The organism is Curtobacterium sp. MCBA15_004 (genome assembly GCF_001865055.2).
Lineage (GTDB): Bacteria > Actinomycetota > Actinomycetes > Actinomycetales > Microbacteriaceae > Curtobacterium.
This window is the reverse complement of the sequence record NZ_CP126266.1, coordinates 209,041-230,669: the sequence shown is the minus strand read 5'-3', so window position 1 is coordinate 230,669 and position 21,629 is coordinate 209,041. Positions and strand designations below refer to the sequence as shown.

Annotated in this window: 21 protein-coding genes; 6 read left to right on the top strand and 15 right to left on the bottom strand. The window is 64.3% G+C overall.

Going from position 1 to position 21,629, the window contains the following annotated elements; all coding sequences use genetic code 11:
- Positions 1–248: 248 nt before the first annotated feature.
- The 10 genes from QOL16_RS01130 to QOL16_RS01085 all read right to left on the bottom strand — a co-directional run bounded on the left by QOL16_RS01130 (position 249) and on the right by QOL16_RS01085 (position 11,023).
- The gene (locus QOL16_RS01130) at positions 249–695 is read right to left on the bottom strand and encodes a hypothetical protein (RefSeq protein WP_071282787.1); all 447 of its coding nucleotides are present in this window, start codon (positions 693–695) and stop codon (positions 249–251) included.
- A 24-nt stretch (positions 696–719) separates the two neighbouring features.
- Positions 720–1,484, bottom strand: a complete 765-nt coding sequence (locus tag QOL16_RS01125; RefSeq protein ID WP_139266325.1) for a hypothetical protein — start codon at positions 1,482–1,484, stop codon at positions 720–722.
- An 83-nt stretch (positions 1,485–1,567) separates the two neighbouring features.
- Complete coding sequence (locus QOL16_RS01120) at positions 1,568–2,194, bottom strand: hypothetical protein (RefSeq protein WP_139266324.1); 627 nt, start codon at positions 2,192–2,194, stop codon at positions 1,568–1,570.
- A 400-nt stretch (positions 2,195–2,594) separates the two neighbouring features.
- Complete coding sequence (locus tag QOL16_RS01115) at positions 2,595–4,415, bottom strand: ATP-dependent endonuclease (RefSeq protein WP_071282780.1); 1,821 nt, start codon at positions 4,413–4,415, stop codon at positions 2,595–2,597.
- A gap of 444 nt (positions 4,416–4,859) precedes the next feature.
- On the bottom strand, positions 4,860–5,849 hold the full coding sequence (locus QOL16_RS01110) for a hypothetical protein (RefSeq protein ID WP_139266323.1): 990 nt from the start codon (positions 5,847–5,849) through the stop codon (positions 4,860–4,862).
- Between the two features lie 455 nt (positions 5,850–6,304).
- Entirely contained in the window at positions 6,305–6,943 is a 639-nt protein-coding gene (locus tag QOL16_RS01105) for an ABC transporter ATP-binding protein (RefSeq protein WP_071282776.1), read from the bottom strand.
- Positions 6,944–6,961: 18 nt separating this feature from the next.
- Positions 6,962–8,401, bottom strand: coding sequence for a hypothetical protein (locus tag QOL16_RS01100; protein WP_139266322.1), 1,440 nt, complete (start codon positions 8,399–8,401; stop codon positions 6,962–6,964).
- Positions 8,398–8,964 carry a hypothetical protein gene (locus tag QOL16_RS01095; RefSeq protein ID WP_139266321.1) on the bottom strand — a complete coding sequence of 189 codons (567 nt, stop codon included), beginning with the start codon at positions 8,962–8,964 and terminating at the stop codon, positions 8,398–8,400. Before QOL16_RS01095 ends, QOL16_RS01100 begins: the two co-directional genes overlap by 4 nt.
- Before the next feature lie 275 nt (positions 8,965–9,239).
- On the bottom strand, positions 9,240–9,620 hold the full coding sequence (locus QOL16_RS01090) for a hypothetical protein (RefSeq protein ID WP_139266320.1): 381 nt from the start codon (positions 9,618–9,620) through the stop codon (positions 9,240–9,242).
- A 539-nt stretch (positions 9,621–10,159) separates the two neighbouring features.
- Positions 10,160–11,023 carry an NAD(P)-dependent oxidoreductase gene (locus tag QOL16_RS01085; RefSeq protein ID WP_083394919.1) on the bottom strand — a complete coding sequence of 288 codons (864 nt, stop codon included), beginning with the start codon at positions 11,021–11,023 and terminating at the stop codon, positions 10,160–10,162.
- Between the two features lie 71 nt (positions 11,024–11,094).
- Between QOL16_RS01085 and QOL16_RS01080 the strand changes: the two genes are divergently transcribed.
- Complete coding sequence (locus QOL16_RS01080) at positions 11,095–11,784, top strand: ScbR family autoregulator-binding transcription factor (protein WP_071282769.1); 690 nt, start codon at positions 11,095–11,097, stop codon at positions 11,782–11,784.
- Here QOL16_RS01080 and QOL16_RS01075 read toward each other — a convergent pair.
- Positions 11,751–12,653 (bottom strand): AvrD family protein, encoded by a 903-nt coding sequence (locus tag QOL16_RS01075; protein WP_175473043.1) that lies wholly within the window; start codon positions 12,651–12,653, stop codon positions 11,751–11,753. The genes QOL16_RS01080 and QOL16_RS01075 overlap by 34 nt on opposite strands.
- 777 nt (positions 12,654–13,430) lie before the next feature.
- On the opposite strand from QOL16_RS01075, the gene QOL16_RS01070 reads away from it, so the two are divergent.
- The 3 genes from QOL16_RS01070 to QOL16_RS01065 all read left to right on the top strand — a co-directional run bounded on the left by QOL16_RS01070 (position 13,431) and on the right by QOL16_RS01065 (position 16,079).
- Entirely contained in the window at positions 13,431–14,369 is a 939-nt protein-coding gene (locus QOL16_RS01070; RefSeq protein ID WP_139266318.1) for a sce7725 family protein, read from the top strand.
- A gap of 124 nt (positions 14,370–14,493) precedes the next feature.
- Positions 14,494–15,417 (top strand): sce7726 family protein, encoded by a 924-nt coding sequence (locus QOL16_RS17235; RefSeq protein WP_139266317.1) that lies wholly within the window; start codon positions 14,494–14,496, stop codon positions 15,415–15,417.
- Positions 15,418–15,728: 311 nt separating this feature from the next.
- Complete coding sequence (locus QOL16_RS01065) at positions 15,729–16,079, top strand: Lsr2 family protein (RefSeq protein WP_071282762.1); 351 nt, start codon at positions 15,729–15,731, stop codon at positions 16,077–16,079.
- A gap of 88 nt (positions 16,080–16,167) precedes the next feature.
- Here the strand turns inward: QOL16_RS01065 and QOL16_RS01060 are convergent, their stop codons facing one another.
- The gene (locus QOL16_RS01060; RefSeq protein ID WP_071282760.1) at positions 16,168–16,677 is read right to left on the bottom strand and encodes a DUF723 domain-containing protein; all 510 of its coding nucleotides are present in this window, start codon (positions 16,675–16,677) and stop codon (positions 16,168–16,170) included.
- A gap of 407 nt (positions 16,678–17,084) precedes the next feature.
- Entirely contained in the window at positions 17,085–17,588 is a 504-nt protein-coding gene (locus tag QOL16_RS01055) for a hypothetical protein (RefSeq protein WP_139197388.1), read from the bottom strand.
- 131 nt (positions 17,589–17,719) lie between these two features.
- Between QOL16_RS01055 and QOL16_RS01050 the strand changes: the two genes are divergently transcribed.
- Positions 17,720–18,139, top strand: a complete 420-nt coding sequence (locus QOL16_RS01050; RefSeq protein ID WP_139266316.1) for a hypothetical protein — start codon at positions 17,720–17,722, stop codon at positions 18,137–18,139.
- Between the two features lie 28 nt (positions 18,140–18,167).
- Here QOL16_RS01050 and QOL16_RS01045 read toward each other — a convergent pair whose 3' ends face one another.
- Entirely contained in the window at positions 18,168–19,010 is an 843-nt protein-coding gene (locus tag QOL16_RS01045) for a DNA-3-methyladenine glycosylase (RefSeq protein WP_071246326.1), read from the bottom strand.
- 5 nt (positions 19,011–19,015) lie between these two features.
- On the bottom strand, positions 19,016–20,560 hold the full coding sequence (locus QOL16_RS01040) for an MFS transporter (protein ID WP_305411215.1): 1,545 nt from the start codon (positions 20,558–20,560) through the stop codon (positions 19,016–19,018).
- A 101-nt stretch (positions 20,561–20,661) separates the two neighbouring features.
- Here QOL16_RS01040 and QOL16_RS01035 point away from each other — a divergent pair, with 101 nt between their 5' ends.
- Positions 20,662–21,585: an SDR family NAD(P)-dependent oxidoreductase gene (locus tag QOL16_RS01035; protein ID WP_139266315.1), complete on the top strand. Its 924-nt coding sequence runs from the start codon at positions 20,662–20,664 to the stop codon at positions 21,583–21,585.
- Positions 21,586–21,629 lie beyond the last annotated feature (44 nt).

Here is a 21,629-nt window from a genome sequence, read left to right as displayed (position 1 = left end):
ATTCCCCGGGTGGCGTGTTGATCCAGGTCAACCGTTCGGAATTGTGGAGTGCCCACGGAGACCGTGCTTGCCTCGATTCGTCAGACTGACAGCACGCGAGGCGCCCAGCTGCGCTTCTGCCTTCCTCACGTCGACGGGCCGGCGGCCGCGTGAGAGCAGCAGTCGGGCGACTCAGCGCCGCTGGTGCGGCGTAGTGCGAAAGTTTGAGTCGCCTCTGGTTCGAACGCAGTAGATCCGTGGACAGCGCGTCAGCGGACGCTGCCATCGGTGGGGATCAGGACACCGAGTTTGGTGTCGACACTGTGGAGATAGTGGAGCCGGTCGAACTCGTGGAGTAGGTCGGCGAAGGACTGCAGTCCCTCGTGTTCGGCGCCGCAGGCCACAGCGAACCAGCATGCGGGGTCGAAGATCGGCAATTTGACTGCCTGACACAACTTCTGATCCTCGTCCTCGTACTCGATGATCGTGAAGTCGGCCGCCGCAGTCAGTGATTCGTCCGTGCAGACATGTCGTGCACTGACGAGGATAGAAGACGGTCGTACTGCGACAGTGGGAAGGAAGTGCGCCGTCGAGTGGTCCGTTCGAGCGCAGAAGAAGACCGCCCACCGTTCGCCGTCGCGGACGGTGACGACGGTCCCGTGAGGGAGCGAAGAGAGGCTCTCCGATGGAAGTGGACGGTATCGCTGGGTACTCATGCACTGCCCTATGCGGCGAAAGGATCATCGGGGGCCAGCCTTGAGCTTGTCACCCGCCCATTCCTTCTCCTTGTCGCCGAAAGCGTCCAGGAAGGCCGGCTTAAGGCAGTACGTCCAGATCCCGTCACCTGGGTGCGCGTACCAGTCAGGGCAGGACACGGCGCCGACGAAGCGGAGCGCAATGACCCGGACGTCGTCGATGAGGATCTCAGTCAGCTGCCGGGCGGCGAGCTTGAAGACGCGTTCCGCGGCTGCTCGCGCAATCGCCTCAGTGGCACCAGTGAAGAGGTCCGCGGCAAGCTGCCGTACAGCGACCGTCGCGAGGTCGTCGAGCGCCGTGCCGAGCGTGTCGTACGCCTCGAGCAGAGCGACGCTAAGCACGCAAATAAGATGACCTGCGACATGGGCACGGATGCGCTCGCGGTCATTGTCCGTGAGACCTGCGCTGGCTGCAAGCGCATCCACGAAGATGCGGTTCGCCGGTGCGACGCTGTCAGCAAACGCCAGCACCAATCGGTTCGTTTCGTCATCGGACCACATCGTTTCAACGGGCCAAAGCGCGAGTTTCGCGGCGAGGTAGTCTGTGGTCTCGGCGGTCCTCGCGCCGTCGCTGCTCTGCAGCATGTCGAACGCGGCGCCGATGACTGCCGGCTGGTGCACAATCACGTGCTGCCGGCCTTCGATAAGTGGCGCGAAACGATGGCTGCCGCGCCACCCATGTAATTTCTTGTCGCAACCATTGCAGTCGCAATGCTTCGCGATTGAATTTGCGCACAGTTGGGTATGCATGTTCTGTCCTTCGTAGTCGTGGTCTCGTCCACGTCAGCTCGCTGACGACTTTCTGGGATGACGGACGCGGATTTTGCGCCGCCTCAGCGCTCCCGGTCGGCTCTGGCGGTGCGTCGGCGAGCACTCTGTCCGCGAACTGCTCCGCCTATCGTTTGCCACAACTCGACGAGCGGTCCGAAGTAGTATTCGCGACCGGGAGTGCCAGCGACCCGTCGCGCATCGTTGCGTCGCCGCATCCGCTCGTGAAGCAACCCGGTCATCCCCAGGAATATCAGTGCGACGACGAGGAAGGAACCGGCTGTGATCTGCTGCGACGCCGCGTCCTGCGTGGTGTGTTCGTGTCCCGCCGCTATGAACGCGCCGATGGCGACCGCGACAAAGAGCACGGTGTATGCCGGCATCAGCACTCGGGCGAAGTCGAGGCCGACGGGAGTGGGGTTCTGCTTTGCGTAGGACGCAGCGTTCTCGCGGACGATTCTGCTGAGTTCGCTTCGTAGTTCATCTTCGTCGGACGGTGTCATGAGACGGGTTCCGACTGCGTGGCCGTTTGGAAGCGACCGGAGGCCGTCAAGGAGCGAGGACGCTCCCTGCGCCCGTTCGACGTGGCGACGCATGCCCGACACCCGTACCGTGGTGACCGTGCTGGCGATACCGCCGACTGTTCCGAGGATTCCGAACGTTCCGGTGATAACAGTGAATGGATCGGTCATGCGCTGCTCCTGTGCGGTGGGCGGCTCGGGCCGCCAGTGGTGGGCGGGTGTTCGGGCATCACAGCGATCCGTACCGGCTCGCGTGGTGCTCCAGTTGCCGCATGTGCTCGATCGACTGCGCATGCGGGCTTCTTCTGCTGTCCGCGCATAGGGTCAGCGCCGACGCCAGATGCGGATGTCGGTGGGATGTGTTGCGATGAACGCGACACCGAGAGGAGGAACGTCATGACCACGCCGCTGCTTCGAGTTCGGCACACGAGTGCTCCCACCCCTGATGGTTGCCGCTGGTGCGGTGTTCCCCGCTCATCGCACGCTCATTCGTATGCCCGATCCGTGCGGGGCCACTACTGGGAGTCTCCAACCTCGGCGCAGCGTCTTGCTCGGATGCGGGCCCGCCGGCTCAGTTCGCGCGCGTGAGCATCTCCTCGAATGCGGCGACGAGCTGATCGGGGACTTCGCTGGGTTCCCGGAGGCTCAACGCGAGATCACGGAGCGCCTCTGGCTTCCCGGATGGTGCAGAAGAGGATCCGAATTTCAGCATGGCGAGAACGTCGCTGCTGAACTTCTTGCCCCGATGTGCAGCGAAGTCTTCAGCACCCCACACGTCGGAAGGTTCCTGTTCGCCGTCACGGGGCCAAAGTACGTTTGCCGCGGCCGCCCACTGCTCGTTGGAGAAGACGTCCTCGATTTCGTTTTTGTCGCCGATGTAGTGGCTGTGCTTTGCCGGATTGAGTCCTTCTTTCTTCAGCTTCTCGTCGCTGAAGACGTGTTTTGCGTTCGTCCGCGAGTCGGCGTCGACGACGAACATCACGTTTCGGTTGTGGCGGACGAGGAACTTGGCGAACTTGACGGCGCCTTCGTTGTTGTCGCAGGGCCAGATGGCGATACCGCACGATTCAAGGTGCCGTCCCATCGCGAGACGGAAGAGGACCGGTAGCGCACGAGCTTCCGAGTCCCCTTCGACGCCAACGAACAGTCGTTCGTGGAGCAGGACTGTGTTGCGGAGACCGACGCTCGCGGCGATCGCCCCGAGGTGGTCGCCTACGCCCGCGTCCTCGGTGAGGCGTTCGACCACGGTCCGGTGTCCGACGTGCTTGATGTGCGCGACGTCGGAGATGTCGGTGCCGTCGATGAGGTTCATCGAGTGGGAGGCGATGATGACGGTGACGTTCGGGTTTTTTGTCTGCTCGTGGATGAGTCGCATCAGCTCACGCTGATGCCCGTAGTCGAGGTGCGTGTCGGGCTCGTCATATAGCAGAACGATGTCCTCGGTGGCGTCGGCGAGCAGCGTTGCGTTGTACTCCCAGACCGCCAGGGCGATACGTCGTGCGCGGCCGGCACCGGAGAGCCGCAGGTCGATCGCTTCGCCGCGGGAGTTCTGCACTGTGATCTGGGTGGCCTTCAACCCGTTGCCGTTGCCGAGGTTCACGAGCGGTCGGATTGTCACCTCTCCAACATCGGTGACCTTGTCGGTGATGTGTTCACGGATCGCTTGCGCATCGGCGACGAGCTTCTGCTCGAGACTCTCCTCGATGGCGCGAAGGTTCCCGCTGAACTCGTCCGACTCGAGGTGCGCCCTGAACTTAGTCTGGAGCGTCGATTGGATTGCCGCTTCTGCGTCGACGGCGCTACTCGCATCGAACCGCTTCACCGTCGGGAGTGCCCGATCGACGCTGGTAGGCGCACCAACCCAAAGTTTCTCTTTCGGCGCCGCACTGGCAGCGTCATTGAGGCGCTCGATGAGTTCCGGCTTCAACCCGGTTTGCGGCAAGTCGAGCGTAGCCAGACGGTCCCGCAGCGCTAGTACCGTCAGGCTTTCGTAGTCCCGCAGTCGAGCGTCAACTGGCGCCATCGTCAGCTGTTCGAGTTTTGCGGCATCACCTTCGAACGAGATGCGACGAAGTCGCAGTGTCGCCGCCCCGAAAGTGACGGCCTCATCGTCGGACAACGAGAACGTGGCGTCGACGAAGGTCTCCGCGACCCGGTCCGCCGCGTCCCTGGTCTCACCTTCCTCGGCATCTACGGCGGCAGCGTCGGCGTTCAAGTAGGTCCGGTCCGAGTCGGTGAGCTTGTAGGCGCCGAGGAGGTACAGGATCGCGTCGATGATGGTCGACTTCCCTGCATCGTTGTGCCCGGCAAGGACGAGCGGGGATCCGATACGGAGATCGTTGAGGTGCTCGATGGACCGGAATCCGGCGATCGATACGTTCTGAAGCTTCATCTCTCCCTGAGATTCGTGATGAGGGGATGCACGTAACACCGTCCGTTGACACACCCCGGAGCGGAAGGATCCACTGGTGGCAGCGTTGGTGAGGATGGCGGTGTCGAACTTGGGTGTTCAACCTACTACGGAATGAAACGGCGGTAGCGGTAGCTCGGGACGGCGTGCCGAGCCGTCGACGGAACGACTCAGCGACGCCCTCGAATTGGGCTACTTCTGCAGTCGCTTCCGCATGGTTCGCAGTTGGCCGGCGAACGCTCGATCACAAGGCCATGACGATGCCAGCCTGCCATCGACGCGCCAGGGGCAGGGTCGGCGGCGGCAGATCGAGTGCAACTTATCAACGCAAAGCTCCGACGCATGGGCCCTCCGACAGCAGGCGCCCCTTGAGTCGATCGAGACGCCGGCTCAACCGCCCGCGTTAGTAGCGCTGTGCCGCAGCCGTCACGAGGTTGCGGCGGCAGCGTACTGCGGGGGACGGCGATCGTAGAGGACGTCTAAGGGCGACCCGTCACTCCACATCCCTTGAAAGTCCAGCATCTCACTCGTGGCGAGTTGCAGGTCATCGTCAAAGGTGCCCGCCAGCGCGAGCGCCGCACAGTGCTGTCCGACTCCGGCGATGATGTCCGCGACCTGGATTCGCGAATCGGTTCGAGAGTCAGTTTGGCGGATTGCTTGCAGGTCTGCGGCTGGCAGCAATCGCCCGGTCACGGTGATTTCCTCACGTGCGGTTGAGACGATCGACGCGATGAGCGACTCGGTCAGGGACGAGTACCTGTCGACGAGCAGCTCGAACGGCACGTCGCCGAGGCGTATCCTCCAGTTCGCCGCCACGGCACGGAGCGTACTGAACATGGGGTCCATCTCACGCAGCTCCCCCAAGCGCGCTCCTTCGTAGTCGAACGCGAAGAAGCGCGCCGACCACAAGTCATTGAGCACCTCCTGCACGCTTGGGTCCCTGGAGCGTGCACGAGCTTCGGCAAGGATGGAAAAGAACTTTTCCGAGCTTGGTGGGACGGCGTTCGCTCTCGCGTACACCCGAATCAGGTCGTTGTAGCGCCGCAGAAGTTGCCGCCAGAAGGTTGCTCCGAGATCGACGGGAGCGAGGTTGAATAGCACGGACGCGTAGAATCGTCCGTAGCCGGTGCGTTCAATGTCGATGCCCCGCGCTTCTTGAGCGGCGGCCGTGAGCAGGGCAACCAACTTGGACGACACGTAGTAGGCCTTCTCGACGAGGTTGATGTTCACCCGTGGCGCGAGCGGCTCGAGCACCCGAAGAAGGCCCCCGCGATGGCGCGCGTCGAGAACGATCCCTGATTTCACTTCGTCCCGCGCCGAACCGGTGATTGTCCGCAGTTGTGTCATGACGTCGGCGGCCTCCTCCGTGTCGAGATGCACGCTGGCATGCACGAACACCGGATGCCGAGCGCGCATGAGGTTCTCACCCTCCGACCCCGACTCGTCACACGCAATCGTGACTGGCTCCGCAACTCGCACTGTCCGCCGCTCCCCTCCCGTTAGGCCTTTGACCACGGCGACGGGGTCGGGCCGGCCCGTTCCGGTACTGATCCGCCACGGTACGTCGACCGATGACGTACCGCCTGATCGTGACACATCGAACACCGAGGCAGACCCGCCCGACCCTCCACGGCGGAAGCAACCTCCACCATCGGCAAAACTATGTCGTTCAGCCAACTTTGTCGAGAGAGTCTTCCCAATGATGTCCCGGACGTGCAGGCCGCTGACGTCACCGGCGGTGAGGGAGTCTTGAACTCCGCGAAGGTGGGTGGCTAACAACGAGGACGGATGTGAGCCCTACCAGCGGTGCGGCAAAAGCGGTTGCAGTCCGGCGACGCCCGCCTGCGCCGGGACGGCGCTAGCGAGTTGACCTAGGCCGCTGTCGTGATGCGGCTGTCCGCGATGGTCAGGACACGGTCAGCCAACCGGTCAACGTATTCGCGCTCGTGACTGGTGAACACGATCGTCGTCCCCGCTTCCGCGGCCGCCTGGAGGCGGGCGGCAAGGGCCTCAGCGGACTCGGCGTCGAGGGCATTGAAGGGTTCATCAAGGATGAGTACCTCTGGCGACTCCATGAAGGCCTGGCAGAGTGAAAGCTTCTGCTTCATGCCGAGTGAGTAGTTCCGCACCCGTTGACGGGCTTCGGGGTCGAGCCCGAACGAGCGCATGGTGGTCGCGATGTCGTCGTCGCTGATCCGCTTACGGATTCTCGCGAGGGCTCGCAGGTTGTCCATGCCGGAGAGGTGGGCCAGCGCGCCGGGGCGGTCGATGATGACGCCGAAGTTGTCGGGGAAGGTGCGCCCGGAGTTCAGGTACCGGGGGTTGATCTCGACAGTTCCGGTGTCGGGGCGGAGGAACCCACAGAGCAGTCGGAACATCACCGACTTCCCTGATCCGTTGGGTCCGACGAGCGCGTGTGTTTGGCCCTGCTCGATGGTGAGGGTGACGTCGGTGTAGAGCGGTCGGCCTTGGTAAGCCTTTGAGACGTTGGTCAAGCTGATGACAGACACGATGATTTTCCTCCTGAATCAGCGGAAGGCTGCGGGGGTAGATGAACTGGCGACGAGGCGTGTGACTGCCAGGAGAACGACGGCCGCAACGGCTGGCGCTGTGGCGGCGGACAGCTGCACTCCGGGAACACCCGGGTTGATGCCGAGGCCGGCGAAGATGTTGAGTTGGCCGAGGTCAACGACGAACGGGTAACCGAGCACGAGCGACCCACCAACGGCGATCGGCCAGGCGACGTCAACCGGTGTGACCCAGAACAGGAAGAGGGCGAGAGCGCAGTAGAACAGCGTCTGCGCGGCGACGAGGCCCGCGACTGCTCCAATTGTGCGGAGTGAGCGCTGGTCTTGCTGATGTACAAGGAGGATGAGTGCTGCGCTGCCGGCTGCGACGCCTGTGAACGCGAGGCCGCGGGCGGCGGCGGCGGACACCCACCGGCCATACGTGCCTCGCCGGATCAGGTCGTACGTGAGAAATTCGCTGGTGCGGGCGGCGAGCCAGGCATAGAACACGGTCGCTGTTCCGATCGGTAGAAGCAGCGTGCGCGCATAGCCGTCCACGGACCCGTACGGTCCTGGGAGCAGCGAGGGCAGGATCGTGCTCACCCCGCCCGTGGCGATGAGCGCAGGGGCCATGGTGACCAACGCGCAACCGATTACGACGACGACGCCCCAGCGAGATGACAGCCATCCGATGAGTCCGGTCGTGTTCCGGTCGGCTCTGAGTACCAAGAGAAGTGAGCCGCCGACCATGACTGCGGCTGCGACGACCGCGCCCATCAACCGCTGCCAGCCAAGCGCCCATGCGAGGTTGAACAGCGGTGTCGGATCAAGCAGCGGAACGTTCGTGAGAACGCCGAAGCTTGCTATGGCGGTGAGACCGGCAAACGCGAACAGGAAGACTCCTGCGAGCCGCGGCGCTCTGATCGCGATTGCGTGATGCGCGATCGCGATGACGAGCAACCCGATGAGCAGGTGTCCGCTCTGCAGTATGGCTGCGAGAAGCGGTGCATCGACCGTGCCTGCCAATGTGGTTGGACCGATCACGAGTATCGGTTCTGCGTGCTGCACGGTCTGCAGAGTCACTGGACTCCACGACCAGCTGACTCCGGAGGGAAGTGCGATCACCACGTAGGCGATGTTGGCGAGCAAGATCGCCGCGGCAGCCGCACCCCCAACCTCTCGTAGGTGGGCTGCTGCTCCAGCAGCATGCGACCCGTACCGCATCAGCGCGTCTGGTCGACGAACTGCTGCAGATCCTCGAAGGAGGACGACGGTCCAGACGACGAGCGTCGCCATTCCCACAATCTGTGTGTTGGACGCTTCTACGAGATACAGGTCCCACATGTTCGCGCCACGCGAGGGAGGTCGCACGGCTGCATCTGCGAGCCCGATGAGCACGGCAACGGCTGTGAGCCCGACTACGGCCGGAGAGAGCAGCGCCCTCCCGAACGACTGAATCATGCGAACCGTTGGTTCGTCGGCGACCGGGCTATGAGGACGGTCGCAACTGCCACTGCACCGATCGCCAGGACGACGGTCGCGGCGGACGCAGCAACGATTGATAGGTGCTGAAGTCCGGTGGGGTACACCGCGGTCACCAAGAACGAATACTGCGATTGGCCAGCGATCTGCGCGACAACGCTCTGACCGAGGTACAACGCCACCGGCATCATGAGGGCGATCACGCGGCGGCGGATCAGTAACGCGCTGACGAAGGCCAGAGCGGCGAAGACGGCACCGTTGATGGCAAGCCACGAAGCCGCGGCGAGCCCGAACACCCAGTGGCCGCTGCTGAGGAAACGAGCGAGCGGGTCCGAAGCCTGGACCGCTGTCTGCACCGCCGCAGTGGATCTGCCGAATCCCGACGGGTCAACTGCGTGTGGCCAGGCGGACGGCGCAACGTATTCAGCGACGACGAACCAGACGATGCCGACAATGAAGAACGCGAGCGCAGCGGCGCCGATGCCGCTCAGCGCGCGGTGCGCAAGATGAGTGCGGATTGATCGTCGGGTTCTGCTTGACACGATCCAACGGTCGTGCAGCTCAGCAGCAACTTGCCACCCTCCAAGAAGGGAGGCTGCGATCGGAAGCAGAAGGCGAGTGGGGCCGTTGGCAAACTGGCCGTAGAGCCCAGCGAAGCTACTCACCTGGCTGGAGGCGATACTTGTCGCGCCACTCCAAAGGGTGAGACCTAGTATGACCACTGCGACAAGGACTGCGGCAAGAACATTCTTCATGACGTGCTTCCTGGGCGAGACCGGGCCGCGACGATCCTGCGTCGCGGCCCGGTGAAGGTGACTCAGTTGGTCTTGAACCAACCGGAGATAGCGACATCCACGACAACCCAGGCGTTGTTCGTGACGATCAGCCGGGTCCGCTGTCCCGACTTGGTCTTGTCCTCGATGGCGTAGGTGTAAGCCTCGCCAAGGCCCTTCTTTTCCGTGTACTGCGTGCCCGTCGTCACGTTCTGCGCCTTCACGTTGGCGCTCGAGTCGCCGCCCAGACCGCTGAAGCGAATCGACGCGTTCGCGCCTGTGTTCGCCTTCGTCTGCGTCGCGAAGTACCGCGACTGCTGATACGAGTTCATGATGCCGCCGAAGTCGGTCTGCGACGTGGAGGCTGATGCCGCGGTCGCACCCCCCGCGACAAGGATCCCTGCCAGCGCTACCCCTGCAAGCACGTTCCGAGTCTTGACCATATGAAATCCCCTCTGGTTCCAAAGTTGGGCGAACGCCCAACAGCAGTCTGGTGATCCTTCCGAGAGGTGTCAACCACGTGAGAGACCGAACGTGAGCAGCCCCCTTCCTCCGCTGAGCGAGCGGCTGGTCGACACACCCGTCTGACGTCAGCAGAGGAACGCGGTCACCCTCAGGGAGCGGCTTGCGTCCGCACCCAGCCGTCGGAAATCGGAGACAGGTAGAAGGGCTCGACGGTGTGCTGCGAGAAGGCCGCTTCGGAGAAGCCGGCCATGCACGTGCGGCAGCGGGAGTTACGTGACGACGTTCGCGGTAGCCGCAGGTACGGCGGAGTGTCGAGTGTTGCGCGTCGGTTGTGCTGCCCGCGAGCAGACATTCACCGCGCCGCCGTCTGCAACGCTATGAGTTCGCACCGGTCGCAGGGCCGATCCTCAAATAGCACCGCGCGGAGCGCTCCGTCGACTCTGTTTCGACGCCGGCGGCACCGAGGACAAAAGTAGGCGCCTTACGAAGGGTTCGGGAATCATGCCCGGATGGATCCACTCCGCGGCGCGGCGGGTTGCTTTGAGATACCGATTCCCCAGAAGTCGGCGGTGTCCATGCTGCTAGAGACGCCAAGCATGCTGAGCGCGTTTCGCGACACTCCTCTGTACTTGAGTGTCTCGTAGGCTTGCTCGACGGTCCTGACCGCTGTCGGGAGCGGCCGGCTCGCTGCACGAAAGGGCTGCCGCACGAGGTTCAGAACAGGTTCGGGGTCGATCTCAGCCGCGTGGACGACACCCGGCCGGTGTCCCCTGCCGATGAGGTCCGTCACCCCCACCGCTAATCGCTGCACGCTGATTGCAGCGACGGCAATGTCTGGGCCGCCAAGCCAGGCGTTCTCCGCGAGCATGAACTGCACAAGCGGTGGAACAACCCACCGGTCGCCCGGCCCGTGAATCACGTGCGGTCGAATGACGGTCCCGCCAGCCTCAAGGACGACGTCCTCGGCGGCGGCCCGAGCGACGGACAACGCCGAAGATGGGTTTCGCGGCATCCAACTCGGGTTGCCGAACCTTCCAGATGCTTGGCCGTACACACCGGTGGTGCTGATGTAGACAACCGGCGTATCAGTTCGATTCGCCGCCGCTGTCAGCCGATGCGTCGCACAGACGTTGCCATCCCACAGCAACTCGAGCGGCCCCGCCGTCGTCGACGCAGCGTGCACAACGACCTCGTACCCTTCGAGACCCCTGAGATCATCGTGTCGGAGGTCGGCGACGACAGCCGACGGGAAGGCCCGATTTCGCCTTCGGAACACCGGCGTAACTTCGTGTCCCGCCGCTTCAAGGGCAGTAAGCAGCTGTGCACCGATGAAGCCGCTGGCTCCGGTGAGAAGTGCCCTCATGCGCGCAGCCCAGCGGCCACGACGGTGGGACCGATACGCTCGCTACAACGGTTCAGCGGAAGGATGCACGGATGCCAGACGAACGAGCCCCGCAACAGGAGCGCTCGTTGGCGCGTCGCGCCGCGATTCTGGACTCTGCTGCGTCGGTTTTTGACCGGGTCGGTTATGGCACGGCCAGCTTGTCCCAGATCGCTAATGATGCACGCGTCGGTCAGGGTCTGATCTACTTCTACTTCCGCACCAAGGAAGCGATCGCGCTGGCCGTCATCGAAGAGCAGAACGCCCGAACCTTCGCCGTGATGCGTGAACATGCTGATACGGAGTCTCCACTGTCGATGCTGGTCCGCGCGTCGCGCGGCATCGGGCAGTTGCTTCTGGACGATGCCATCGTCCGAGCCGGCATCAGGTTGTCGCTGGAGCAGGGAATCTTCGCCGATCCGACTTCTGACTTCTACGACCAGTGGATCCAGGGAGTCATTGATGCGTTCGCTGCCGCCGATGCTGCCGGGGAGTTGGATACCGCTCTCTCTCCTGAGCGGCTCGGTGCGAATGTCGTCGCAACCTTTACCGGCGTGCAGCTGGTATCGAACGTCCGCACCGAGCGACGAGATCTGATGAGCTCGCTGGAGACGATGTGGACCGTCTTGGTGCACGGACTTGCAGCGGCGTCGAGCCAGGACCGGCTCAACGCTGTCGTTCGAGAAACCTTCAGCACTGCGAGCGGTATTCATGACCCGGTAGCCAAGGACGCGGTGACCTGAACTCCGAAGACGTCCTCAGCAAGAACATCTGCAGTGCCGACCGCGCGGCCACCCAACATGACGCTTCGGCGATTCTGCAACTGCAAATCAACGACGCTGGCTGACTGTGGGCGCGGCGTGTGCCGGACGAACCGTGCGCGGCGCATCCACATGTTGCCGCTGCGGTCACGCGCTTTCGGGTCACCACCGTAGAGCGCAACTTGCGACATCTGCGCCGTGAGCATCATCGCTTCGAGAAACGACATCAGCGAAGGCTCCGTCGCGCGCCGGGCGTAGGTGCACTGCACCCGGCAGTCCGCGTTAAGACGGATGTCGGAGGCTTCGCCGGGCCCCCAACCTTCGTCAACGATGGGCACTTCGGCCGCCCGGGCGAGCCGCGACTCAACCTTGAGCGTCCCAATCCTGTGCTGCAGGACAAGCTCGTCCTGCTCAGGAGCGAGCGCGACCACCGTGTGCACCGGGACAGCGCCAAGCTGTTCCCAGGGCCGAGCACCCGCGCGCACTGTCAGCGACCGTTCGTCGGCGAACTCCGCAAACGACCCGTGTCTCGTGAGAGACGCGCGAACCTTCCCGGCGACACGGATGGCGTCGACAGTACTGAGGTGCGGAGTGCGTTCAACGCCCGCTTTCTGCGACCAGTCCTCGGGATAAGTCATTCGCGCCGTGCATGTGAACTCGAGTGCTCGCTCCTGGGCGGGCTCGGACATCTGAAGCGCCACGCGACGGTGCCCGCTTCCCAGGTACCTGTTATGAGCCGCACCGAGGTAGGCGTCAAACCCCCGCTGAGGCTCATCGACGTGCTGAACCGTGGATTCAAAAAGTGACAAGGGAGCGCCTTTCAGGTGATCAAGCGTTAGTTGGTCGACCACCTGAATTTAGGGCAGCTCTAAACTTGGTTGAACACCCAGGAATGGGACTTGCGACGAAGGTGCTGTGGCGAGCGCGGCGACTCGGGGCGGGCATCACCCCCCCCCTCCGATGCCGTCATCCGTCGCGCTAGGCCGAGCGGGACGCCATGGCGCGGTCGGATAACCGCGGCTCTATCGCCTCCGAGACGGGTCTGTTCACGATCGTCACGCACGACGTCGCATGCCGACGTACAGACAGCTGCAGACGGCGGCGAGATACCACCTCTGCGAGAAGACCGCCACGAGCTGGAGGCCTCACTGGCCAGAGTTCACGACAAGCCAGACGCACCCAAATTCGCCCTTCACTCCACGCTTGGCCCTCCCGTTGCCCCGCTCTACACGCTTCGTCATAAGTTGGTCGTTCACACAACTATGCTCTGACGAAGGAAGGCCGCGATGGACTGGCGTCGGGGGGGGGGGGGGGGGGGGGGGAGGCCGCATCGCCAAGCGCCGACGGCGCGATGGCCTCGAACGCGACAGGTGCGCTCGAAGCGCAAGGCGTTGCAGGACCCACCCGTGCAAAGCCCCTTCCCTCGAGCTGGTCTGAGCACTGACCAACCGCTCTTCGTCACGCATCGCAGCACGACCCGGACCAGACCGGAAGGGTCGGCATGAACGGTGAACGTCGAGGCGCCCGCCGGAACATCGGAACGGGCCCTCTTCGTGGAAACAGTTCGCTCAGAGCGTCGCGCTCCTCCTGCACCACCCACAACTATTCGCAACCCTGAAAGAGGCACCATGTACGTCCCCTATCTGTATGGCCGCCAAGAGGAACTCCGAGCATTGGCAGACCTCGCGCCGGGATTGGCACAACACGGCCGAGTGATCCCGATGATTGAACCCACGGAGAACCGGTCGCTCCTGCACTCAAAGATCGCGGAGTCGCGCGGGGTCGGTGCTGAAATGATGATCGTGGCGAACCCGACCCGCGGAGATCTTGCCAACCCAGCCGCTGCTGCTGCAGTCCTTACAAGCCTTGCACCGGATCTCGCAGACGCCGCGCACGTGCGTCCAGTGTTCCGAGAGAGCCCGGGGCAAGGGGTCCCGGAACTCGCGGTGTTCCTCACCCAGTACCCGAACCGACCGGTAGGCATCGTGCTGACGTCCAACGCCATCGCCCCCGCGGCGCTCGCAACGGTGCTCGCCAGCAGTGACTACCTTGTTTTCTTCGCTCCGGAGATGGACCCGGCGCCGTACAACGCTTCGATACCAGCAGGGCGAAGCATCGTGATCAGCAACAACTTCCCGGGTCGAACGCGAAACATCGACTACACGGCGACGCTCGACGAGTACTTCAGCGACGAACTCATCGCTTGGCGAGGCGCTGGCTGGGCCGGTTTCTCAGACTTCACGGTCCTGCCGCCCGAGTCGTTCGCATCGTCGGGCGGTCCGGCATTGGCCCTCGCTATCCATCTCTCCTATATGGATGGGCAGCAGATGCGAGTCCGACACTTCGTTTCCGGCGCCGGAGCGCGCGGCCAAAATGCGCCAAAGTGGGCTGTCGTCCTCCCAGATCTGCAGGCCGTTGTGTCCACAAACCCCACCATGTTTGAGGACACCGCGGGCCTTCGAGCGTTCCTCGGCCAGGCCGGCGGAGCCTACACAAGTCCTGGAACCAGCAAGCGGCAGCAGATCGGTCACCACGTGGAGAGCGTCGCCGCGAACATGACACCCTGACGCGTGGCTCTTGCGGTTTGCTGCATGCATCCGCTTAAGCCATCCGGCCGCCGAGATGCTCGCCGAGTGCACCGTCCCGAGCATCTCGGCGGCCGTCGTGTCCATCGCCGCATAGCAGCGGTTGATGAACGAACTTCGCTACACGACTACACTCCCGGACGTGGATGGGACTCCGAATCGAACGCAGGGTGCCCTCCTGGCGTCCGTGTTCTCACCGGTCACCCTGCGAGAACTCAGCCGTGAGCAATTCGGAGGTCACGCCCGAAGGTTGGCAATCCTAGGTGAACTCGTTCGGTCGCGTCCGGAAGCTACGCTAGCTGATGCCTTCGACGCAGCGCGGGACCTTCTTGCTCGTGGCTACCGCAGCGAGTACGTGTTCAAAAACGACATAGTATCCCGCGCTGTGTTCGGTAGGCACAGTCCTCGAACAGCTTCGGCGCTGATCGAACAGCCCATGGGGGGTTCCATCGCGGATGTTGTCGTGCTCAATGGCACGACCACTATTTACGAGGTGAAGACTGACCTCGACGATTTCACTCGACTCCCGGCTCAGTTGCGGGACTACCGCTCCCGAGCGGAGCACGTGTACGTCGTGACATCCGTTGGGAGGGCCGCAGAAGCAGCAGCCATCGCGCCGGACGATGTTGGTGTGCTCGCGCTACGTCGACGGGGCAACCTCAGCACGATTCGTCAAGCATCGTCCAATATTGGGCGCTTAGTTCCGCAGCACCTCTTCGAGCTCTTGCGGACCCCCGAACGGCAAGACGCACTGCGCATCACCCACGGATACACTCCGAACCCACATCAGGGTCACGGGTGGGATGAGATGCAACACCTTTTCGCCGAACTCTCACCTCAGATTGCGCATGATCGCGCGCTTGAGCAGCTCCGGAAGCGCGCAAAGAACGTCGAACACCTAGTCAACTCGCCAACGTTCCCAGCGAGCCTCCGAGCGCTTGCATACGCCGCACCAACATCCGCTATCGGCGCGAGACGGATTGAACACCGGCTATCACAGCCGGCGGCGACCTTTCGATTGGTCGCGTAAGAACGCGTGCACGTGGGCCCTGCTCCTACCGGCGGCCGATATGGGCAAGTTGATTAGACGAATCGACCGCTCGGTCACCAGTCGACAATCTGTACGGGTTTTGCCCGGATCGGCGCGCCGGGTGCCGTGGAGAATAGCTGCTGGTGTCACAAATACAAGGAGCAGCAGGCGCCGTCACTCGACACCCTCGAGAATCTCCGATAACTGCCGAAGCGCCGGTCCAGGATCGCGCACCCTGCGGGTGCTTCGTTAAGACAACGAAGGCCATCGTATGCCACGCTGGGAGGAGTCCCCAACAGATTGGAGCCATCATGGCACAGAAGGTCACCACCCACCTCGTCGACGATCTCTCCGGCGACGTCATCGAACCCGGCAAGGGAAGCACTGTCCAGTTTGCCTTCGACGGCAGCAATTACGAAATCGATCTCACCGACGACAACGCCGATAACCTCCGCGAGGCGTTCTCCGACTACATCGCCGCGGCGCGCAAGGTCACCGGCCGAAGCGGCCGTTCGACGTCCGCGACCTCGTCCGCGAAGGGCCGCAGCAACCCGGACGAGCTGGCGAAGATCCGCGAGTGGGCTGCAGCGAACGGCCACGAGGTCGCCGCCCGCGGCCGCATCAGCCAGCAGGTCCGCGACGCGTACGCCGCGGCAAACTGACCGCCGCCGCTACGCTGAGTTCCGGCTCGCCATACTCGAGCCGAACGACCGGGTCGCCTCCCCCCAAGGCGTCCCGGTCGTTTCTCTTTCACGCTGCGAGGTACTCCCCCGTGTCGGCGTTTCGCCGCTGAGTACGGGTACGTCTGGTCCAGGCGTCCTTGAGCGCTCGCCGCCGCGATTGATTGGCGCAGTCCGGGCAGCCGCTCGGGCTGCCCATGTCGAGGTGGTTCGTGGGCCGCTGTGTGAACGCGCCGTGCGTTCGGCAAAGGATGGTGACCTCCGTGTGTTGGTCTACGAACTCGACTGCCGAGTAGTCGTACCGGTCGCCGTGCATTGCGGCGGCTTGAGTCTCGAACCGTGCACCGCGCACCGTCGCCTTTGAGTTGCGGCGGCCGGAGCAGTCGGGGCAGCGCTGCCCGCGCTTGTGCTCGTTGGGCTCCTGGTCGAAGTCGCCGTGGTCGGGGCAGCCGATGGTGACCTTCGTGTGCGCGTTGACGAACATGGCGGGCACCTGCTCGTAGTCGTACCTTCCGTCATGCCTGACAGTTGCAGCGTCGAGGAAGGCTTGAAGACGGACGTCCCGGGAGTGGGTGGGCATGGGCGGGTGCTCCTTCTGATGTGAGGTACCTGCCCTATGCGCGGTAGCGGGGGTGAGTTGTGCGAACTACTCGCGTCGTAATCGGTACGGTCGTTGCCGTGCATGAGAAGATCGCTCCGTTCCAGCCCGCTCGCCTCCGAGAGGTCTGGCGCTTGGCGTGGGTGAAGGCGGTAGCAACGAGTCCTAGCCAACAGGGCACAGCAGGTGCGGCCCGACGTCACAGACGCGGTGCTCGCAGAACGCAGCGCGAGCTTCGAGGCACCGGTGGAGCAAGACCCGTTCGTCATCGACGCGACTTCCAGGAGCGACCCAGCGACCATCGCAACCACCGCCGAGGCAATCGCGGCCGCCACCGTCCGGTAGGCGATCCTTGGGCCCCCAACCGGGACGCCCCTCCGGATATGTGCTCACGTATGCGGTGTGGAGTCCTTCTTCCGTAGAAGAAGGCCGAGCGGCGCGGTGATGAGGACGGCCAGCGTGAGTGTCATGAGGGATGCGACGTTTGCCTGGCGCGCAGCTTCTGCAGTACCTGCAGCAGTCACGTACTGCGTCCGGGTGAACAGCCTGAAGCAGATGTCCAGCGAGAGTGTGACGAGTAACGCAGTCAGGGGGAGGGCCCACGGCAGCCATGCCGCCGGCGGGCGCGACCAATGCAGGAGAAGACACGCCGCAAGACTGATGGCAATCAGGATCGCGAACGTCACGAACCAGCCCCACCCGAAGTAAGCGAACGCAGTTCGTGTAGCCGCGTTCGACCAGGATGCTTGTTCCGTGGGCCAGTAGCGAACGAGCAGGAGATTACCCAGGACCGTCGCGGCCAGCCAAGACAGAGCGACGACGATCCCGAGCGGCGCTGACCGACGGTCGCTAAACCGTCGAGTGTGCGCGACTGCGCGTGTTCGACTGGTCACGTCGCACATGGTCCCATGACCTCCGCAGATTGAAGAGCAACGCGAATCGCTTGGCAAGAGCATCCTGCCGCTGGGCCAAGTCTTCGAGGAACGCCTCCGCGATGAGTACCCTTGTGGTTTAGCGTCGCATCATGAGCGAGTTCTTCGTCGCAGGCAGCTGGCGGAATCGAGCAGCGGTCCTCACCGTCGTGGAAGCCTTGGAGAGCATCGGGGTGTCGTCCTACTCCTTCGTTCGGACTGAGTGCGACGAGGACGCGGCAGCACTGGCCGCTCCAGGAGGAGCAGATAACGCTGCGCTGGACTCGACGGAGGTGCGGAAGCTCTTCGAGCAAGACCTCGCCGCGCTTCGAGCGGCTGAGCACTTTGTGCTCGTGCTTCCGGCTGGCGCAGCGGCGCATATTGAAGCAGGGATTGCGTTCGGCCTGGGCAAGCGGTGCTGGGCCGTAGGTCCTGTTGATCGATCCGAGACTCTCTACCGATTCTTTGAAGCGATGCCTGCTCACGCGGTCGGTCTGGTCAAACACATCGCGGCTCTGTCAGCAGTCCGGTAGCCGATCCCGATGCGGTTAAGCGGAAGGATCATCTGCCCTCTGCAGCTCGCAGCGCGCGCAGGTGCACCGTGGCCCAGGAGCGATACGGCTTCCACGCCTCGGTGATCTCATCGAAGGAGCGATCGGTTCCGTATCGTCTCGTGATTTCGTCGCTCAGCTTGCCTTCGTGGTGTGGCAGCACGTCGGGGAAGTTCGCGCCGCGGATCACCACGAGCTCGGCCGAGAACGGTCCCATCCCCAGGATGCCCTGCACCTGCACGAACGCCTCAGCCGACGGCATCGATCGGAGGAACGAGCCGGAGAGTCTGCCGTCGAGCGCGGCCTCGGCGATCGCGTGCAGGTACTCCGCCTTGCGTCCGGGCAGGACCAGTGATTCCGCGAACAGCGCGGCAGGAGACGGGAAGGCTCCGTCGTCGCCGAGCTGCTGTGTGAGCCGTGTCTTGATCGCGGCCGCCTGCCGGATTTGCAGGCGTTGCGACAGCACCGACCAGACGGCGGCCTCGTAGGGCGAGAAGAAGCCGCACGGACGGAAGCCACGGAGCTGCGCCTGCGCCTCCGCGATGACCCCGTCGCGCATCGCGACGTCGGGCCAGCTGCGTCCGTCGATGTCGATCGACAGCAGCCGGCGGACCTGGTCGGTCGCGGCATCCAGATCCCCGGTGCCATCGACCACGATGCGGACGGACGGCCCGTCTTGGGTGATGACGGCGTCCACCCGCTGCCAGTCGGTGTCGCACAGGAAGGTGGTCTGGATGCCCGCTGCCTGCGTCTGGGACGCGAGCCTGCCGGGGGTGAAGCCCTCCCAGAACCGCCTGCTGGTGGCGAGCGACCAGGGCCCGACGACGTCGTGGACCGTCTCGAGTCGCGACACGGCGCTCAGTGCACGTACACCGCTGCCTCGGTGTCGGACACCTGGGGCAGCAGCTCGGACTTCGAACCACGGATGAACACGGCCGCGATGATCGACGCGAGCACCAGTCCGATCGCCGCAGCGAGGAACGCCACGGAGTAGCCGCTGGTGAGCGCGTCGAGTCTCGACCCGCCGCCGACGTCAGCCACGCGTGCGGCGTAGAGGGCGGTGAACACCGACAGCCCGATCGACCCGCCGATCTGCAACGCCGAGTTCAGCGTGGCCGAGGCAGCGCCGGCGTCGTGCGGCTCGACACCCGTCAGCGCGAGGTTCTGCAGTGGGACGAACACGAACGCCATGCCGAGCCCCAGCACGATCAACGCAGGCAAGACCTGCGCCAGGTACGAGCCGTCGGCAGTGACGCGGCTGAGGTAGGCGAGGCCGACGGCGGAGACCAGGGGTCCGCCGATCATCATGGGACGCGGGCCGATGGTGGACAGCAGCTTCGTCGCGATCGGCACCATGACCATGATGCTCAGCGTGATCGGCAGCGTCGCAAGGCCGGCGAGCAGCGGGTCCATCCCGAGCACGATCTGCAGGTGGAACGAGACGTAGAGCAGTGCCCCGATCATGACGCTGCCGACGATCATCTGGACCAGGAATGCGCCTCCTCGAACCCGGTCGGTGACGACCCGGAGCGGCAGCAACGGCTGCGCCACGCGGCTCTCGACCACCACGAAGAGCACCAGCAGACCGGCGCCGAGTGCGAGGAACCCGACCGTCTGGATCTGGCCCCAGCCGTGCTCGGCGAGGCTGAACCCGTACACCAGCGAACCCAGTCCGAGCGTGACAGTGACAGCCCCGACCAGGTCGTAGCGGTTGTTGCCCTCGGTCTTGGACTCCTGCACCAGCAGCATCCCGCCGATGAGTCCCACGACCACGAAGAACACGTTCACGAGCAAGCACCACCGCCAGTCGGCGAACTCGGTCAGCACGCCGCCAAGCACCAGTCCGACCGCCGCGCCGGCGCCGGCAACGGCTCCGAACACCGCGAAGGCAGTGTTGCGCTCGCGACCGCTCGGGAAGGTCACGGTCAGCAGCGCCAGTGCCGCCGGGGCCAGCAACGCGGCGAACACACCCTGCAGACCGCGAGCGACGATCAGCTCGGTGCCGTTCTGGGCGAGGCCGCCGAACGCGGAGGCCGCACCGAAGCCGAGCATGCCGACCAAGAAGGTGCGCTTGCGCCCCCAGTAGTCAGCGACTCGACCGCCCAGGAGCAACAGGGCACCGAACGCGAGGGCATAGGCGGTCACGACCCACTGACGTTCCAGGTCAGTGAGGCCGAGTTCCTGCTGCGCCTGCGGCAGCGCGATGGTGACGATCGTGCCATCGAGCACCACGACGAGTTGGGTGAGCGCAAGGACGACGAGCGCCCACCAACGCTTGGGAGAAGCGGATGTGCTGAGCGCGGTCCGCGACGACGTCGACATGGGAAGACCTCCGGGCTTCGATTGGGAACGCCGGAGGTTTTCAGCCCCGGATCGCCTGTGCTGATGCACGAGGTCGACCACACCGATGGGAATCGGTCAGAGCGCCACGATATCCCACATCCGACCCGGCCGCCTCACCTGGAGACCACTTCGTCAGCGATACGATCGACGCGTTCACCTTCGTGAAGCGGTCGTCCTGCAAGGGCGGTCCGGGGCTGGAAACCCTCGCATCCAGCCCCGTTGACCCCGCGTCGACCGACGTCGCGAGAGGTGGCTGGCGTGCGTTCCAAGCACAGGAAGCAGCCATACGCATGCACACCCACCACTCGTTCCCCGCCGCTCCGCTGACCGACCGGGTCGTCATCATCACCGGAGGCTCGAAGGGTCTCGGTGCAGCGATCAGCGCCAGCTGCGCGGCAGCAGGAGCCCGCGTCGTCCTTGTCGGCCGCAATGGTCAGGCACTGCGTGAGCACGCCGCGACGCTGGGGCAGGCTGCCAGCTGGATCCAGGCAGACCTGAACGACCCGGCGGCACCGACCGAGGTCCTCGCACAGACCCTGGAACGCCATGGACGGGTCGACGGGTTGGTCAACAACGCGGGCACCGCGCACTTCGCACCGATCGAGCGGATCAGCGCGAGTGACATCGACGCGACGATGTCACTCGACGTCCGCGCACCGCTGCTGCTGTCCGGCGCGGCCGCACCGGTAATGCGTGACGGCGGGAGCATCGTCAACGTCTCGTCCACGCTGTCTGCTGTCGGCAGCCCGGCAACGGCGCTCTACGCGGCAGCGAAGGGAGCACTCGACGCGGCCACTCGCGCGTTGGCAGCAGAGCTCGGCCCCCGCAACATCCGTGTGAACGGTGTCCGGCCCGGTCTGACCCGCACCGAGGCGACCGAAATCGCCCACAGCGACGGCGTCCTGTTCGAGACGTACCGAGCAACGGTTCCCCTGGGCCGCACCGGGACCGGCGACGAGGTCGGCGACGCAGTGGTGTTCCTCCTGAGCTCGGCCGCCGCGTTCATCACCGGGCAGACACTGGCTGTCGACGGAGGGCACACCACCTCCAACCTCGCCGTCCGCCCATCGGCCGATCGGCACTAGAGCAATCCAGAACAGGCCCCTCGCCCGCGTCGTTCAACCGAGCG

What these genes read in the sequence shown, in the direction of transcription:
- QOL16_RS01130 (WP_071282787.1), bottom strand. Translation starts at nt 695, where the DNA reads ATGAGTACCCAGCGATACCGTCCACTTCCATCGGAGAGCCTCTCTTCG.
- QOL16_RS01050 (WP_139266316.1), top strand. Translation starts at nt 17,720, where the DNA reads ATGAGCGAGTTCTTCGTCGCAGGCAGCTGGCGGAATCGAGCAGCGGTC.
- QOL16_RS17235 (WP_139266317.1), top strand. Translation starts at nt 14,494, where the DNA reads ATGAACGAACTTCGCTACACGACTACACTCCCGGACGTGGATGGGACT.
- QOL16_RS01070 (WP_139266318.1), top strand. Translation starts at nt 13,431, where the DNA reads ATGTACGTCCCCTATCTGTATGGCCGCCAAGAGGAACTCCGAGCATTG.
- QOL16_RS01080 (WP_071282769.1), top strand. Translation starts at nt 11,095, where the DNA reads ATGCCAGACGAACGAGCCCCGCAACAGGAGCGCTCGTTGGCGCGTCGC.
- QOL16_RS01065 (WP_071282762.1), top strand. Translation starts at nt 15,729, where the DNA reads ATGGCACAGAAGGTCACCACCCACCTCGTCGACGATCTCTCCGGCGAC.
- QOL16_RS01120 (WP_139266324.1), bottom strand. Translation starts at nt 2,194, where the DNA reads ATGACCGATCCATTCACTGTTATCACCGGAACGTTCGGAATCCTCGGA.
- QOL16_RS01085 (WP_083394919.1), bottom strand. Translation starts at nt 11,023, where the DNA reads ATGAGGGCACTTCTCACCGGAGCCAGCGGCTTCATCGGTGCACAGCTG.
- QOL16_RS01060 (WP_071282760.1), bottom strand. Translation starts at nt 16,677, where the DNA reads ATGCCCACCCACTCCCGGGACGTCCGTCTTCAAGCCTTCCTCGACGCT.
- QOL16_RS01110 (WP_139266323.1), bottom strand. Translation starts at nt 5,849, where the DNA reads ATGCGCGCTCGGCATCCGGTGTTCGTGCATGCCAGCGTGCATCTCGAC.
- QOL16_RS01100 (WP_139266322.1), bottom strand. Translation starts at nt 8,401, where the DNA reads ATGATTCAGTCGTTCGGGAGGGCGCTGCTCTCTCCGGCCGTAGTCGGG.
- QOL16_RS01125 (WP_139266325.1), bottom strand. Translation starts at nt 1,484, where the DNA reads ATGCATACCCAACTGTGCGCAAATTCAATCGCGAAGCATTGCGACTGC.
- QOL16_RS01115 (WP_071282780.1), bottom strand. Translation starts at nt 4,415, where the DNA reads ATGAAGCTTCAGAACGTATCGATCGCCGGATTCCGGTCCATCGAGCAC.